At 60.1% G+C, this 16,195-nt stretch carries 16 protein-coding genes; all 16 read left to right on the top strand.

All coding sequences use genetic code 11. The annotated features are described in order from the left end of the window. The first annotated feature begins 133 nt into the window (after positions 1 to 133). The 16 genes from KGA81_RS02065 to KGA81_RS01990 all read left to right on the top strand — a co-directional run bounded on the left by KGA81_RS02065 (position 134) and on the right by KGA81_RS01990 (position 16,191). Complete coding sequence (locus KGA81_RS02065) at positions 134 to 985, top strand: flagellin domain-containing protein (RefSeq protein WP_108218632.1); 852 nt, start codon at positions 134 to 136, stop codon at positions 983 to 985. Positions 986 to 1,057: 72 nt separating this feature from the next. Further along, on the top strand, positions 1,058 to 1,411 hold the full coding sequence (locus tag KGA81_RS02060; protein ID WP_223544347.1) for a flagellar protein FlaG: 354 nt from the start codon (positions 1,058 to 1,060) through the stop codon (positions 1,409 to 1,411). Between the two features lie 82 nt (positions 1,412 to 1,493). Beyond that, positions 1,494 to 2,930, top strand: coding sequence for a flagellar filament capping protein FliD (gene fliD / locus KGA81_RS02055; RefSeq protein ID WP_223544346.1), 1,437 nt, complete (start codon positions 1,494 to 1,496; stop codon positions 2,928 to 2,930). 127 nt (positions 2,931 to 3,057) lie between these two features. Next, complete coding sequence (gene fliS / locus KGA81_RS02050; protein WP_223544345.1) at positions 3,058 to 3,453, top strand: flagellar export chaperone FliS; 396 nt, start codon at positions 3,058 to 3,060, stop codon at positions 3,451 to 3,453. A 10-nt stretch (positions 3,454 to 3,463) separates the two neighbouring features. Next, positions 3,464 to 3,760, top strand: coding sequence for a flagellar protein FliT (locus tag KGA81_RS02045; RefSeq protein ID WP_223461353.1), 297 nt, complete (start codon positions 3,464 to 3,466; stop codon positions 3,758 to 3,760). A gap of 172 nt (positions 3,761 to 3,932) precedes the next feature. Then, a complete protein-coding gene (locus KGA81_RS02040; protein ID WP_077045767.1) occupies positions 3,933 to 5,408 on the top strand; it encodes a sigma-54 dependent transcriptional regulator in 1,476 nt (491 codons plus the stop codon). A gap of 128 nt (positions 5,409 to 5,536) precedes the next feature. Next, positions 5,537 to 6,730 carry a sensor histidine kinase gene (locus KGA81_RS02035; RefSeq protein ID WP_223544373.1) on the top strand — a complete coding sequence of 398 codons (1,194 nt, stop codon included), beginning with the start codon at positions 5,537 to 5,539 and terminating at the stop codon, positions 6,728 to 6,730. Positions 6,731 to 6,735: 5 nt separating this feature from the next. Beyond that, a complete protein-coding gene (locus KGA81_RS02030; protein ID WP_223544344.1) occupies positions 6,736 to 8,121 on the top strand; it encodes a sigma-54-dependent transcriptional regulator in 1,386 nt (461 codons plus the stop codon). 229 nt (positions 8,122 to 8,350) lie between these two features. Next, positions 8,351 to 8,677: a flagellar hook-basal body complex protein FliE gene (fliE, locus tag KGA81_RS02025; RefSeq protein WP_008021337.1), complete on the top strand. Its 327-nt coding sequence runs from the start codon at positions 8,351 to 8,353 to the stop codon at positions 8,675 to 8,677. Positions 8,678 to 8,693: 16 nt separating this feature from the next. Then, positions 8,694 to 10,481: a flagellar basal-body MS-ring/collar protein FliF gene (gene fliF, locus KGA81_RS02020; RefSeq protein ID WP_223544343.1), complete on the top strand. Its 1,788-nt coding sequence runs from the start codon at positions 8,694 to 8,696 to the stop codon at positions 10,479 to 10,481. Next, the gene (gene fliG / locus KGA81_RS02015; protein ID WP_007983391.1) at positions 10,474 to 11,493 is read left to right on the top strand and encodes a flagellar motor switch protein FliG; all 1,020 of its coding nucleotides are present in this window, start codon (positions 10,474 to 10,476) and stop codon (positions 11,491 to 11,493) included. Before fliF ends, fliG begins: the two co-directional genes overlap by 8 nt. Before the next feature lie 4 nt (positions 11,494 to 11,497). Continuing rightward, complete coding sequence (gene fliH, locus KGA81_RS02010) at positions 11,498 to 12,295, top strand: flagellar assembly protein FliH (RefSeq protein WP_223544342.1); 798 nt, start codon at positions 11,498 to 11,500, stop codon at positions 12,293 to 12,295. Next, complete coding sequence (gene fliI / locus KGA81_RS02005; RefSeq protein WP_223544341.1) at positions 12,285 to 13,643, top strand: flagellar protein export ATPase FliI; 1,359 nt, start codon at positions 12,285 to 12,287, stop codon at positions 13,641 to 13,643. Before fliH ends, fliI begins: the two co-directional genes overlap by 11 nt. Positions 13,644 to 13,649: 6 nt before the next feature. Continuing rightward, entirely contained in the window at positions 13,650 to 14,099 is a 450-nt protein-coding gene (fliJ, locus tag KGA81_RS02000) for a flagellar export protein FliJ (RefSeq protein ID WP_223544340.1), read from the top strand. An 89-nt stretch (positions 14,100 to 14,188) separates the two neighbouring features. Next, the gene (locus KGA81_RS01995) at positions 14,189 to 14,488 is read left to right on the top strand and encodes an STAS domain-containing protein (protein ID WP_223544339.1); all 300 of its coding nucleotides are present in this window, start codon (positions 14,189 to 14,191) and stop codon (positions 14,486 to 14,488) included. After that, a complete protein-coding gene (locus KGA81_RS01990; RefSeq protein ID WP_223544338.1) occupies positions 14,488 to 16,191 on the top strand; it encodes a fused response regulator/phosphatase in 1,704 nt (567 codons plus the stop codon). The genes KGA81_RS01995 and KGA81_RS01990 overlap by 1 nt, the downstream gene beginning before the upstream one ends. The last annotated feature ends 4 nt before the right edge of the window (positions 16,192 to 16,195 follow it).

The raw sequence follows: 16,195 nt of genomic DNA, 5'->3' as shown, positions 1-16,195 counted from the left end.
GATGGCATTTTTTTTAAAAAAAGCCCTCAAGCAACCTGCCAACCCGACGATAACTATTACGAAGGTTCTCTAGGCCATACCCGGCGGTTGCCAGGGCCGGAAGCCGCAGTACCCAACCAACGAGGAATTCGTCATGGCTTTAACAGTAAACACCAACACCACGTCGTTGAACGTTCAGAAGAACCTGAACCGTGCTACCGACGCTCTGTCGACTTCGATGGCTCGCCTGTCTTCCGGCCTGAAAATCAACAGCGCCAAAGACGACGCCGCTGGCCTGCAGATCGCAACTCGCATGGCCGCACAGATTCGTGGTGGCAACCAGGCAGTGCAGAACGCCAACGACGGTATCTCCGTTGCCCAGACCGCTGAAGGCGCGCTGCAAGCTTCGACCGACATTCTGCAGCGTATGCGTGAACTGGCTGTTAAAGCACGTAACGGTACCAACAGCACTGCTGACCAGACCGCTACCAACTCCGAATTCGCTCAGATGTCTGACGAAATCACCCGTATCTCTGCCTCTACCAACCTGAACGGCAAAAACCTGCTGGACGGTTCGGCGGGTACCATGCAACTGCAAGTTGGCGCCAACACGGGTTCGGCCAACCGCATCGACCTGGTACTGAGCTCCAAGTTCGACGCCGTATCCCTGTCCGTGGGCAGCGGTACTGTTGTTCTGACCGGTGCGACTTCCGCTACCCTGTCTGCCAACATCGACAACGCGATCACCGCGATCGACGCTGCTCTGGCATCGATCAACGCCACCCGCGCAAACCTGGGTGCTTCGCAGAACCGTCTGACCAGCACCATCTCCAACCTGCAGAACATCGTGGAAAACACCACTGCTGCACAAGGCCGCGTACAAGACACCGACTTCGCCGCAGAAACCGCGAACCTGACCAAGCAGCAAACCCTGCAACAGGCTTCTACCTCGGTTCTGGCTCAAGCCAACCAACTGCCTTCCGCTGTACTGAAGCTGCTTCAGTAATTTCGCAATGAGTTTGAGCGGGGGAGTGTGCTTGTCACGCTCTCTCGCTTTTTACGTTAAGAGGTGATGGGCATGGAGATGAGCGTAAAGCTTGGCGTGTCTTACCCGGCTCCCCAGCCTGCGAGCACCGTTGCGGATAAAGCGCCGGAAAAGCCCGAAGCCGCCAGCGTGACGCCAGCGGCGGACAAGAAACCGGATGCGGATGACGTTCACCTGAAGCAGGCGGTGCAGCAGATCGAAAAGTTTGTACAGTCGATCAAGCGCAATCTGGAGTTCTCGATAGACGAGCAGTCCGGAAAGGTCGTCGTCAAAGTGATTGCAAGCGAAACGGGTGAAGTCGTGCGACAGATTCCCTCCGCAGAAGCCCTCAAGCTGGCAGAAAGCCTGAGCAATGTGAGTCATGTATTGTTCGACGCCAAAGTCTGATAGCTGGCATGAATAGTGTTTGTACGTTCTTGGGCGCAGGTATTGGCCAAAAGAGTGGCAGCAACCTGAAGGGAGACGAAAAATGGCAAGTCCAATTTTACCGGGTACGGGCTTGGGGTCTGGCCTGGATATCGGTGCGATCGTCACTGCGCTGGTCAACGCCGACAAATCGGCGAAACAGACGCAGATCGATACTCAGACCAAAACCAACACGCTGAAGATTTCCGGTGTCGGTTCCCTGAAAAGCGCACTGACGGCCTTTCAGACGGCGCTGACCAATCTCGGTAGCAAGACCAATCCTGTGTTTGCGGGCTATACCGCCACCTCGGGTACCCCGTCGATTCTGGGCGCGACTTCCGACAACACCGCCGTTGCCGGTACTTACAGCGTTGTTGTGAATAACCTGGCCACCAGCTCGAAAGTAGCCAGTGCTTCTTTTGCCGGCGGTGCCGCCAGTGCCATTCCGAGTGGTACTTTGAAAATCAGTCAGAATGGCACTGATTACGATGTCACGATTCCAGCCAATGCGACCTTGCAGAGCACCCGGGATGCCATCAACTCTGCACAGGCGAGCAACGGTATTTCTGCCAACATCGTGACCGACAGCAGTGGTGCGTCGCGACTGGTGATCAGCTCCACCAAGACCGGCGCGGGTTCCGATCTTGTGGTCAGCGGTATTGCCGGCCTTGATATCGACGGCACGCAACTGATGGGCTCTAACCCGTCGGCCTCCAGTTCCGGGGCTGTCAGCGGGCTCGCGACGGATGCATCGCTGACCATCGATGGTCTGGCAGTGACCAGCAAGAGCAACACGGTGACCGGCGCAGTCAGTGGCCTGACCCTGAACCTGGCGTCGGTAAGTCCGGGTACGCCGCCGGCTGCGGCGACCGTCACGGTTGCGACCAACACCACCGGTTTGCAGACGTCGATCCAGTCGTTCGTCGATTCCTACAACACCTTGATGAACACCATCAATTCCCTGTCCAAGGCGACAGCGGATGCCGATGGCAAACTGACGGTTCAGGCGGCGTTTACCGGCGACTCGATGTCGCGCACACTGATTTCCGATATCCGCAGCGTGCTGACAGCTCCCGGGGCGGGCGGTCCATTGGCCGTGCTGTCGCAGATCGGCGTGCTCACGAACGAGAAAACCGGCAACCTGGCGTTCGATACGACGGCGTTCAACAAGACGATGGCCACCAACGGCATGAGCGGCCAGGTGCAGCAGTTGTTCAGCGGTACCAATGCTACCAACGGCCTGCTGGCGCGCATGGGCACTGCAATCAAGCCTTATATACAAACGGGCGGGTTGCTTGACCAGCGCAATACCAACCTGCAGAGCGTGAGCAAGAACCTTTCAAACCAGCAGTCTGCGTTGGACTTGCGTGTCGCCAACATGACCAAGACATTGACCGCCAAATACAACGCAATGGACCTGTTGGTCGGGCAAATGAAAGCGACGGCGACGAACATCACCTCGTTCTTCACTTCCCTGAACGCCCAGAAGTCCAACAGCTAGTCACAGGCTGTCGACAAACCCGGCTACGCATTTTCGCGTGTGCCGGGTTTTTGTCTTTTGATCTAAAGTTTCCCGGTGCGCGGACGATACACTGGCTATACGAGTCATTGTGGTAATGAGGTAGAACATGAATCCAATGTTAGCCCTTCGGCAGTATCAGAAAGTGGGCGCGCACGCCCAGACGTCCGAAGCGAGTCCGCATCGTCTGGTACAGATGCTCATGGAAGGAGGCCTGGATCGGATCGCTCAGGCCAAAGGCGCGCTGGAGCGCAAGGATATTCCCGGCAAGTGTGTGTCGATCAGCAAGGCGATCGGCATCATCGGTGGCTTGCGTGAAGGCCTGGATCTTGAAAATTGCGCCGAAGCCGTGGGCGAACTCGACAGTCTTTACATCTACATGATGAAGCGTCTGGCCGAAGCGAACATCAGCAGTGATGCGAAGATTCTCGATGAAGTTGCAGGGTTGCTGCGCACGGTGAAAGAAGGCTGGGACGGTATTGCCGAGCCTGGTCCGCAGTTCTAGGGAGGTCGCCATGAGTCTCGTATTGCAGCGAATAGAACAAACTCGAGAAGCGCTGGTCGGTGCTTTGGCCGAGCGCAACTGGGAGGCTATCGGTCAATTGGACCTGGATTGCCGTTCCTGCATGGAAGACGTCTTGAGCGAAGCTTCGCTGGACGAAGAAGTTCTGCGTAGCAATCTTGAGGAGTTGCTGTATGTCTACAAGCAGCTACTTGAAGTGGCGATGGGTGAGAGGCAGGCGATAGTCGATGAAATGTCTCAGATCCAGCAAGCGCGGAACGCGGCAAAGGTTTACCATCTGTTTGGATAATTAACCTCAAGTTAATCCAGATATGTGCGCCATAAATTTGACTGTGCACGGTTTTTTGACTTAACTAGTGGCTGGTTCCAGATTTCAGTCGTCTTCAGGCATAACGTGTCTGCAAGCGTCTAGCTTGCCCCAGCATTTTGGGCATTGAGTTGACTAGGGAAGTTGCTATTGCATGTGGCGTGAAACCAAAATTCTGCTGATTGATGACGATAGCGTCCGCCGCCGCGACCTGGCGGTGATTTTGAATTTTCTCGGCGAAGAAAATTTACCCTGCGGTAGCCATGACTGGCAGCAGGCTGTCGGCTCTTTGTCGTCAAGTCGTGAAGTAATCTGTGTCCTCATCGGGACGGTCAATGCTCCTGGTGCACTTCTGGGCTTGCTTAAGACACTCTCGACATGGGATGAGTTCCTTCCGGTTTTGTTAATGGGCGATAATTCTTCCATTGACCTGCCGGAAGACCAGCGTCGTCGTGTGCTTTCGACCCTGGAAATGCCCCCCAGTTACAGCAAGTTGCTCGATTCGCTGCACCGTGCCCAGGTCTATCGCGAGATGTACGACCAGGCCCGCGAGCGCGGTCGTCATCGCGAACCCAATCTTTTCCGCAGTCTTGTCGGCACCAGCCGGGCGATTCAGCACGTGCGCCAGATGATGCAGCAGGTCGCCGATACCGATGCCAGCGTGCTGATCCTCGGTGAGTCTGGCACCGGCAAGGAAGTGGTTGCGCGCAACCTGCATTACCATTCCAAGCGCCGCGAAGCGCCGTTCGTGCCGGTCAACTGCGGGGCGATCCCGGCCGAGTTGCTGGAAAGCGAATTGTTCGGTCATGAGAAGGGCGCCTTCACCGGGGCGATCACCAGCCGCGCCGGTCGATTCGAACTGGCCAACGGCGGCACCCTGTTCCTCGACGAAATCGGCGACATGCCGCTGCCGATGCAGGTCAAGCTGCTGCGCGTGTTGCAGGAGCGCACCTTCGAGCGCGTGGGCAGCAACAAGACCCAGAGCGTCGACGTGCGCATCATTGCGGCGACCCACAAGAATCTCGAAAGCATGATCGAGATCGGCACCTTCCGCGAAGACTTGTACTACCGCCTGAATGTGTTCCCGATCGAAATGGCGCCGCTGCGTGAGCGTGTCGAAGACATTCCGCTGCTGATGAACGAACTGATCTCGCGCATGGAGCACGAGAAGCGCGGGTCGATACGGTTCAACTCGGCGGCGATCATGTCGCTGTGCCGGCATGGCTGGCCGGGCAACGTCCGCGAACTGGCCAACCTGGTGGAGCGCATGGCGATCATGCATCCCTACGGTGTGATCGGCGTGGTCGAGTTGCCGAAGAAATTCCGCTACGTCGACGATGAAGACGAGCAGATGGTCGATAGCCTGCGCAGTGATCTGGAAGAGCGCGTGGCCATCAACGGTCATACGCCGGACTTCACGGCCAACGCCATGTTGCCTCCGGAGGGCCTGGACCTGAAGGACTACCTCGGTGGTCTGGAGCAGGGCTTGATTCAGCAGGCGCTGGATGATGCCAACGGCATTGTGGCGCGCGCGGCCGAGCGGTTGCGTATCCGTCGTACCACGTTGGTGGAAAAGATGCGCAAGTACGGCATGAGCCGTCGTGATGGAGACGAACAGGCGGATGATTGACGCCTGTTTTTCAATCCATTCATTTATAAGAAGTTTTTTTTAGGCACGGGTATTGCTACGTCCCTCGCAACGTTCCGTTTCACTGACGGTCAGCCAAGCGAGAGAGCACAATGCCCCAAGCCGCCCAGATGTCTCCTGTCCCTGATGCTTCGCGGCGACCGTCGTCCGTAGAGCAGGCGAGTCAGCTGGGCCTTGAGCAGGCATTCGCACTGTTCAATCAGATGTCCACTCAGTTGACTGATTCCTACAGCATGCTTGAAGCCCGGGTAACCGAGCTCAAGGGTGAACTGGCGGTGGTCAGCGCCCAGCGCATGCAGGAGCTGGCGGAAAAGGAACGCCTGGCCAACCGCCTGCAAAACCTCCTTGATCTGTTACCCGGCGGTGTCATCGTCATTGATGCCCAGGGCATCGTGCGCGAAGCCAATCCGGCGGCGTGCGAGTTGCTGGGCCTGCCGCTGGAAGGTGAATTGTGGCGCTACGTCATTGCCCGCTGTTTTGCGCCGCGCGAAGACGATGGCCATGAAGTCTCCCTCAAGGATGGTCGGCGCCTGTCGATCGCCACGCGCTCGCTGGATGCCGAGCCTGGCCAGTTGGTGTTGCTCAACGACCTGACCGAAACCCGCCATCTGCAGGAGCAACTGGCCCGTCATGAACGTCTGTCGTCATTGGGGCGCATGGTCGCTTCACTGGCTCATCAGATACGCACGCCGTTGTCCGCCGCGTTGCTGTATGCCAGTCATTTGACCGAGCAAGAGCTGCCGGTCGCTACCCGGCAGCGCTTTGCCGGGCGCCTCAAGGAACGCCTGCACGAGCTGGAGCACCAGGTGCGCGACATGCTGGTGTTCGCCCGGGGCGAGTTGCCGCTGACCGACCGCGTGACGCCGGGACAGTTGATGCAATCGTTGCAAGCGGCGGCGCTGACCCACGTACAGGATCTGCCGATCCGCTGGCAGTGCGACAGTCACTCGGGGGAGTTGCTGTGCAATCGCGACACTCTGGTCGGCGCGATCCTCAATCTGATCGAGAACGCCATTCAGGCCAGTGCTGGCCAATTGCGCCTCAAGATTCATCTCTATACCCGCGGCAACAACCTGCGTTTGTGCGTCAGTGACAGTGGTGCAGGTATCGATGCCGCTGTTCTGACGCGATTGGGCGAACCCTTTTTTACCACCAGGGCCACCGGCACGGGGCTTGGTCTGGCCGTGGTCAAGGCAGTGGCGCGTGCTCATCAGGGGCAATTGCAGCTGCGTTCGCGGCTCGGTCGCGGCACCTGCGCGCAGGTGATCCTGCCGTTGTTCAGCAGCGCTCAAGGAACGGAGTGACGCAGATGGCTATCAAGGTTCTGCTGGTCGAGGACGACCGCGCGTTGCGTGAGGCCCTGGCGGATACGCTGCTGCTCGCGGGGCATGATTACGAGGCAGTGGGGTCGGCAGAGGAGGCGTTGCTTGCCGTCGGCGGCGAGGCCTTCAGCCTGGTGATCAGCGACGTCAATATGCCGGGCATGGACGGCCACCAGTTGCTTGGCATGCTGCGAGTGCGGCAGCCGCAGTTGCCGGTGTTGCTGATGACGGCTCACGGTGCGGTCGAGCGCGCGGTCGATGCGATGCGCCAGGGGGCGGCGGACTATCTGGTCAAGCCATTCGAGCCCAAGGCGTTGCTCGATCTGGTGGGGCGGCATGCCCTGGGCAGTCTCGGCCAGAGCGAGGGCGAAGGGCCGATAGCGTTCGAACCGGCGAGTGCGCAGTTGCTCGAGTTGGCGGCGCGGGTCGCCCGCAGCGATTCCACGGTGTTGATCTCCGGCGAGTCGGGCACGGGCAAGGAAGTGCTGGCGCGTTATATCCATCGGCATTCTCATCGCGCCAATCAGCCGTTCATCGCGATCAACTGCGCAGCGATTCCGGACAACATGCTCGAAGCGACGTTGTTCGGTCACGAGAAGGGCTCCTTCACCGGCGCCATTGCCGCGCAAGCCGGCAAGTTCGAGCAGGCCGACGGCGGTACCATTTTGCTCGATGAAATTTCCGAAATGCCCCTGGGGCTCCAGGCCAAATTACTGCGTGTGCTGCAAGAGCGCGAGGTCGAAAGGGTTGGTGCGCGCAAACCGATCACGCTGGATATTCGCGTGGTCGCCACCACCAATCGCGACCTGGCGGGTGAAGTGGCGGCGGGGCGTTTCCGCGAGGATCTCTATTATCGCCTGTCGGTGTTTCCCCTGGCATGGCGCCCGTTGCGCGAGCGCACCGCCGATATCCTGCCGCTGGCCGAGCGTCTGCTGGCCAGGCACGTCAATAAAATGAAGCATTCGCCTGCCAGGTTGTCGCCCGAAGCTCAGGCGTGCCTGATCGGTTATCCGTGGCCGGGTAACGTTCGTGAGCTGGACAACGCGATTCAACGTGCATTGATTTTGCAGCAGGGTGGCTTGATCCAGCCGCAGGATTTCTGCCTCGCCGGGCCGCTGGCTTGCGCGCCACTGCCTGCGTTGGCACAGGCGCCGACGCGTCCCGTGGAAGTTCAGCCCGAGTCGGCCGGTGCGCTGGGCGATGACCTGCGTCGCCGTGAATTCCAGATGATCATCGATACCTTGCGTGCCGAGCGCGGTCGTCGCAAAGAGGCGGCCGAGCGCCTGGGCATCAGCCCGCGGACCCTGCGTTACAAGTTGGCGCAGATGCGTGATGCCGGCATGGATGTGCAAGCGTTTTTGTTCGCCACCTGATGCGTCATGCCGCAACACAATCCCTTGTAGGAGCTGGCTTGTCGGGTCGCCGCATCGCAGCGAAGGCGGCGTCATGGCGACCATTGATTCGCTGGCAAGTCGGATCGCCGCACCGCAGCTCCTACAGAGAATTGCGTGGAGTCCGGGAGGAGCTGGCACCCTTGTTGCTAACACCTCGTTACCCGCCGAGTGAGTGTCAAAAAATTGCGGGTCGTCAAAGAGAGAAACCATGAGCCAAGGTATTGAATTCAATCGGTTGATGCTGGATATGCGCGCCATGCAAATGGATGCCATGTCTGCGCCGAAATCGACTGCCGTCCCTGAAGTGGCGGGCAGCAGTTTTTCCGACATGCTCGGCCAGGCCGTCAATAAAGTGAACGACACGCAACAGGCTTCCACTCAGTTGGCCAGCGCCTTCGAAATCGGCAAAAGCGGCGTCGACCTCACAGACGTGATGATTTCCTCGCAGAAGGCCAGCGTGTCATTCCAGGCATTGACCCAGGTGCGCAACAAGCTGGTTCAGGCCTACCAAGACATCATGCAGATGCCGGTTTAAAGGACGAGATTGAGTCATGGCAGAAGCAGTCGCCGATAATGTTCCGGCCAAGGCCGCTCCAATAGACGGCAAGCCGCCGCTGTTCGGGTTGTCCTTCCTGGAAAACCTCTCCGAGATGACCATGTTGCGACAGGTGGGCCTGTTGGTCGGCCTGGCAGCGAGCGTGGCGATTGGTTTTGCCGTGGTGTTGTGGTCCCAGCAACCGGACTACCGGCCTCTGTACGGCAGCCTTGCCGGCATGGACGCCAAGCAGGTCATGGATACCCTGGCCGCAGCCGATATCCCGTACACCGTCGAGCCCAATTCCGGTGCCTTGCTGGTCAAGGCCGATGACCTGTCCCGTGCGCGGCTCAAACTCGCGGCCGCTGGTGTCACTCCCAGCGATGGCAACATCGGTTTTGAAATCCTCGACAAGGAACAGGGGCTGGGCACCAGCCAGTTCATGGAAGCGACCCGCTATCGTCGCGGTCTCGAAGGCGAACTGGCCCGGACCATTTCCAGTCTGAACAACGTCAAGGGTGCCCGCGTGCACCTGGCGATCCCGAAAAGCTCGGTGTTCGTGCGCGACGAGCGTAAGCCGAGCGCTTCGGTGCTGGTTGAACTCTATTCCGGTCGCTCCCTCGAACCCGGCCAGGTCGTGGCCATCATCAACCTGGTGGCGACCAGCGTTCCCGAACTCAGCAAGTCGCAGATTACCGTCGTCGACCAGAAGGGCAACCTGCTCTCGGATCAGGCGGAGAACTCCGAACTGACCATGGCCGGCAAGCAATTCGACTACAGTCGTCGCATGGAAAGCATGCTCACCCAGCGCGTGCACAACATCCTGCAGCCGGTGCTGGGCAACGATCGCTATAAAGCCGAAGTCTCGGCCGACGTGGACTTCAGTGCGGTCGAGTCGACTTCCGAGCAATTCAACCCGGATCAACCGGCGTTGCGTAGCGAGCAGTCGGTCAACGAACAGCGTACCGCCAGCAATGGTCCGCAAGGCGTGCCGGGTGCCTTGAGCAACCAGCCGCCGTCGCCGGCCTCCGCGCCGCAGACCACCGGTGGCGCCACTGCGTCGGCGGGCATGGTGCAGCCAGGCCAGCCGCTGATCGATGCCAACGGCCAGCAGATCATGGACCCGGCCACCGGTCAGCCGATGCTCGCCCCATACCCGGCGGACAAGCGTCAGCAGTCGACCAGGAACTTCGAACTCGACCGTTCCATCAGCCATACCAGGCAGCAGCAGGGTCGCTTGAATCGCCTGTCGGTGTCGGTGGTGGTCGATGATCAAGTCAAGATCAACCCGGCCAACGGCGAGACCACCCGTGCGCCGTGGAGCACCGATGAATTGGCGCGCTTCACGCGTCTGGTTCAGGACGCGGTCGGCTTCGATGCCAGCCGTGGTGACAGCGTCAGCGTGATCAATATGCCGTTCTCCGCCGAGCGCGGTGAATCGATTGCCGAGATTCCGTTCTACTCCCAGCCCTGGTTCTGGGACATCGTCAAGCAAGTGCTGGGTGTGCTGTTCATTCTGGTGCTGGTGTTCGGTGTGCTGCGTCCGGTGCTCAACAACATCACCGGTGGTGGCAAAGGCAAGCAACTGGCCGGTATCGGCAGCGACATCGAGCTGGGAGGCATGGGCGGTCTGGATGGCGAGTTGGCCAACGACCGTGTCAGCCTCGGCGGTCCGCAAAGCATTCTGCTGCCGAGCCCGAGCGAAGGCTATGACGCTCAGTTGAACGCAATCAAGAGTCTGGTGGCAGAAGATCCGGGTCGTGTGGCCCAGGTCGTGAAAGAGTGGATTAACGCAGATGAGTGATAACCGAGCCGTTGCCGCCAAACTGTCCAAGGTCGACAAAGCCGCGATCCTGTTGTTGTCCCTGGGCTCCACCGACGCGGCCCAGGTGCTGCGCCACATGGGCCCCAAAGAGGTTCAGCGCGTAGGTGTGGCCATGGCCCAGATGGGTAATGTGCACCGCGAGCAGGTCGAGCAGGTGATGAGCGAGTTCGTCGATATCGTCGGCGACCAGACCAGCCTGGGCGTCGGCTCCGACGACTATGTGCGCAAGATGCTCACCCAGGCCCTGGGCGAAGACAAGGCCAACGGCCTGATCGATCGCATCCTGCTCGGTGGCAACACCAGCGGCCTCGACAGCCTGAAGTGGATGGAGCCGCGCGCCGTCGCCGACGTGATCCGTTATGAGCACCCGCAGATCCAGGCGATCGTGGTGGCGTACCTCGATCCGGACCAGGCCGGTGAAGTGCTCGGCAACTTCGACCACAAGGTGCGACTGGACATCATCCTGCGGGTTTCCTCGCTGAACACCGTACAGCCAGCGGCCCTGAAGGAACTCAATCAGATTCTCGAGAAGCAGTTCTCCGGCAACTCGAATGCCTCGCGCACCACCCTGGGTGGCATCAAGCGTGCGGCGGACATCATGAACTTCCTCGACAGCTCCATCGAAGGCCAGCTCATGGACTCGATCCGCGAAGTCGACGAAGACCTGTCCGGTCAGATCGAAGACCTCATGTTCGTCTTCAACAACCTGGCCGATGTCGACGACCGCGGGATCCAGGCGCTGTTGCGCGAGGTGTCCTCCGACGTGCTGGTGCTGGCCCTCAAGGGATCGGACGAAGGCGTCAAGGAGAAGATCTTCAAGAACATGTCCAAGCGTGCCGCCGAACTGTTGCGCGACGACCTGGAAGCCAAGGGCCCGGTACGCGTCAGCGACGTGGAAACTGCGCAGAAGGAAATCCTCACCATCGCCCGCCGTATGGCCGAAGCTGGAGAAATCGTTCTCGGCGGCAAGGGCGGCGAGGAAATGATCTAACACCATGGTCAAGAATGATGATGCACCCACTGACCTGATCCGGGCCAGGGATGTCAGTGGTTTCGAGTCCTGGGCGCTGCCCAGTTTCGACCCGCCGGAACCCGAGCCGGAACCTGTGCCTGAACCCGAGCCGCCGCAAATGGAGGAAGTGCCGCTGGAGGAAGTCCAGCCACTGACTCTTGAAGAACTCGAAAGCATTCGCCAGGAAGCCTACAACGAAGGTTTCGCGGTGGGTGAGAAGGAAGGTTTCCACAGCACCACGCTCAAGGTCCGCCAGGAAGCCGAAGTGGCACTTTCTGCGAAGATCGCGGGGCTGGAACAGCTGATGGCGCATCTGTTCGAGCCCATCGCCGAGCAGGACACCCAGATCGAAAAATCCCTGGTCGACCTCGTGCAACACATCACCAGACAGGTGATCCAGCGCGAACTGGCCATCGACTCCACGCAGATCGAACACGTCATGCGCGAGGCTCTAAAGCTCTTGCCGTTGGGCGTGGGCAATGTGCGGCTGTACATCAATCCGCAGGATTTCGAACAGGTCAAAGCCCTGCGCGAGCGCCATGAAGAGACCTGGCGTATCGTCGAGGACGAATCGTTGTTGCCGGGCGGTTGCCGGGTCGAAACCGAACACAGTCGCATCGACGCCACAGTCGAAACCCGTGTCGCGCGGGTGATGGACAAGCTGTTCGACCAGTTGCACGAACAGTCCTTGCACCCGGCCGCACCGGACTTGAGCCTGGAACTGCCGGTCGACAGCAAGCCTGCTGCCGCGCCAGAAGCGGATGTGCCTGATGCGCCTTGAGCGCACCAGCTTCGCCAGGCGCCTGGGCAGTTACGCCGAGGCGACTACGCTTGCCGGCGCGCCGATCCTTGAGGGTCGCTTGCTGCGCATGGTCGGCCTGACCCTCGAAGCCGAAGGTCTGCGCGCCGCCATGGGCAGCCGCTGCATGGTCATCAACGACGACAGCTATCACCCGGTACAGGTTGAAGCCGAAGTGATGGGTTTCTCCGGCAGTAAAGTCTTTCTGATGCCAGTCGGCAGTGTCGCCGGCATTGCCCCGGGCGCGCGTGTCGTTCCCCTATCCGACACGGGGCGTCTGCCCATGGGCATGAGCATGCTCGGGCGGGTGCTCGATGGCGCCGGTCGTGCCCTGGACGGCAAGGGCGGGATGAAGGCCGAAGACTGGGTGCCAATGGATGGCCCGACCATCAACCCGCTCAAGCGCGAGCCCATCAGCGAGCCGCTGGATGTGGGCATTCGCTGCATCAACGGCATGTTGACGGTCGGTCGCGGTCAGCGTCTCGGCCTGTTCGCCGGTACGGGTGTCGGTAAATCCGTCCTGTTGGGCATGATGACCCGCTTCACCGAGGCCGACATTATCGTCGTCGGGTTGATCGGTGAGCGGGGTCGCGAAGTCAAGGAATTCATCGAACACATCCTCGGTGAAGAAGGGCTCAAACGTTCGGTGGTGGTGGCGTCTCCGGCGGACGATGCGCCGTTGATGCGGCTGCGCGCGGCGATGTATTGCACGCGCATTGCCGAGTATTTCCGCGACAGGGGCAAGAATGTCCTGTTGCTGATGGACTCCCTGACCCGTTTCGCCCAGGCCCAGCGGGAAATCGCCCTGGCCATCGGCGAGCCGCCGGCGACCAAGGGCTATCCGCCGTCGGTATTCGCCAAGCTGCCGAAACTGGTGGAACGGGCCGGCAACGCGGAGAAGGGCGGTGGTTCGATCACCGCGTTCTACACCGTGCTGTCCGAAGGCGATGACCAGCAGGACCCGATTGCCGACTCGGCGCGGGGGGTGCTCGACGGGCACATTGTGCTGTCCCGGCGCCTGGCCGAAGAGGGGCATTACCCGGCAATCGATATCGAGGCGTCCATCAGCCGGGTGATGCCGGCGGTGGTCTCGCCGGAGCACATGGCCCGTGCTCAGTACTTCAAGCAATTGTGGTCGCGTTATCAGCAAAGCCGCGACCTGATCAGTGTTGGTGCCTATGTCGCCGGCGGTGACCGGGAAACCGATCTGGCGATTTCCCTGCAACCGCAATTGGTCAAATACCTGCGCCAGGGCCTCGACGACAGCATCAGTCTGGGCGAAAGCGAGGCGTATCTCGCCTCGATCTTCGCGCCCGCGGCAGGCGGTTAAGCGGTCATGGCCCTGAGTCGCGCAGGAAGGCTGGCGCCGGTGGTGGAAATGGCCGAGAAGGCCGAGAAAACCGCGGTCCAGCGCCTGGGGCATTTCCAGGGGCAAGTGCGTTTGGCTGAAAGTAAACTCGCTGACCTTGAAGCCTTCCGTCTCGACTATCAGGAACAATGGATCGTGCGCGGCAGCCGCGGCGTCTCGGGTCAGTGGTTGCTGGGCTATCAGGGTTTTCTCGCGCAACTGGGCACGGCCATCGACCAGCAGCGGCAGAGCCTGGCCTGGCATCAGAACAACCTGAACAAGGCTCGGGAAACCTGGCAGCAGGCGTTTGCCCGGGTCGAAGGCTTGCGCAAGCTGGTTCAGCGCTATGCCGATGAGGCGCGGGCACTTGAAGACCGGCGTGAGCAGAAATTGCTGGATGAGTTGTCCCAGCGCTTGCCGCGCGAGAACCCCTATTGAACGTGCTTTCGAAAAACAGACAGGCTTGCCCCCATCCACAGCTGGTGCTAAACCTTCTACACGTTCTCCAAAGACAAGGAAGCCATTGAATGTCAGTCGTTACCGAAGTGTCCCCTGATGGGCAAAAATTGACGATATCGGTCAAAGGACGATTCGATTTCGCCAAGCATCAGGAGTTTCGCCAGTCCTACGAAAATACGAAGCTGTCGGCGGTTGTGGTTGACCTGAAAGACGCCACTTACCTCGACAGCTCGGCCTTGGGCATGCTGCTGTTGCTGCGCGATCACGCTGGCGGCGACGACTCCGATGTGCGTGTCGTCAACAGCAGTACCGACGTGCGCAAAATCCTCGCCATCTCCAACTTCGACAAACTGTTCGATATCAGTTGATGGTCATGCAGCCACTGACGATCCTGATTGCCGAGGACAGCGCCGCCGATCGCCTGCTGCTGTCGAGCATCCTGCGTCGCCTGGGGCACGATGTGTTGACGGCGGCCAACGGCGCCGAAGCGGTCGACACGTTTCGCCAGCAGCAACCACACCTGGTGTTGATGGATGCGATGATGCCGGTCATGGACGGCTTCGAGGCGGCCCGGCAAATCAAGGCCCTGGCCGGGGAAACCCTGGTGCCGATCATCTTTCTCACCTCGTTGTCCGAAAGCGAAGCCCTGGCCCGTTGCCTGGAAGTCGGCGGTGACGATTTTCTGGCGAAACCCTACAACCAGGTGATTCTCGCCGCCAAGATCAAGGCGATGGACCGCTTGCGGCGCTTGCAGGACACCGTGCTGCAACAGCGTGACCAGATCGCCCGGCACCACGACTACCTGCTCAACGAACAACGCGTGGCCAAGGCTGTATTCGACAAGGTGGCGCACTCCGGCTGCCTGAATGCCGCACCCAATATCCGTTATCTGCAATCGCCCTACGCGCTGTTCAACGGCGACCTGTTGCTGGCCGCGTTCACCCCGGCCGGAGATATGCATGTGCTGCTGGGCGACTTCACTGGCCACGGTCTGCCGGCGGCAGTGGGGGCCATGCCCCTGGCCGAAGTCTTCTACGGAATGACCGCCAAGGGCTATGGCCTGGCGGATACCCTGCGCGAGATGAATGCCAAGCTCAAGCGCATCCTGCCGGTGGACATGTTCTGTTGTGCCACGTTGCTGTGCCTGAGTTTTCAGCGTCGCTCAGTGGAGGTCTGGAACGGCGGCATGCCGGACGGTTACCTGCATCGCGTTGCCAGTGGCGAGCGAACGCTTCTGCCGGCGCGGCACCTGCCTTTGGGGGTGCTGAGCCCGGAGTCCTTCGACGAGCGTACCGAGGTGTTTCCCATGGTGCTCGGGGATCGGGTGTTTCTCCTGTCCGATGGGGTGATCGACACTTGCGACGCCAATGACCAGTTGTTTGGCGTGCAGCGATTGCAGCAGGTGTTTGCCGCCAATCGCCAGCCGGATGCGCTGTTCGAAGAGATCGAGCAGGCGCTGCGACAGTTTGGCGGTGAAACGCGTGACGATGTCAGCATGGTCGAAATCAGCTTGCTGGAGCCGGCGCAGATTACGCCGCCGGCGTTGGTCTACTCCGACAGCGGCCAGTCCTGCCCGCTGGACTGGTCGGTGAGTTTCGAATTTCGCGCCGCCACGCTCAAACGCTTCAACCCGTTGCCCTATCTGTTGCAGTTGCTGCTTGAGGTACATGGTCTGCGCAGCCAGAGCGGTGAGCTCTACAGTGTGCTGGCGGAACTCTATTCCAACGCGCTGGAGCATGGCGTACTGGGGCTGGATTCAAGCCTCAAGCGCGATGCATCGGGTTTTGCGCGTTATTATCAGCAACGCAATACCCGGCTGGACGAACTTCAGGAAGGCTATGTACGGTTGCATTTGCAGGTGGCGCCAACTGACGACGGCGGTTGCCTGACCATTCGCATTGAAGACAGTGGCAAGGGTTTCGATGTCGAGCGGGTGATGGCAAGACCCATGGATGACATCCGCCTGTCGGGACGTGGGGTCAGTATGATCCGTCAGTTGGGGCGTAATGCCCGCTGGACCGACGATGGTCGAAGTGCATGCGTGGAGTTTATCTGGAAGGCTGCGCAGTAATTCG

Origin of the sequence: Pseudomonas sp. A-B-19 (assembly GCF_019947515.1) — a bacterium.
GTDB lineage: Bacteria > Pseudomonadota > Gammaproteobacteria > Pseudomonadales > Pseudomonadaceae > Aquipseudomonas.
The sequence above is the reverse complement of the archived record's forward strand: the minus strand, read 5'-3'. Positions and strand labels throughout refer to the sequence as shown.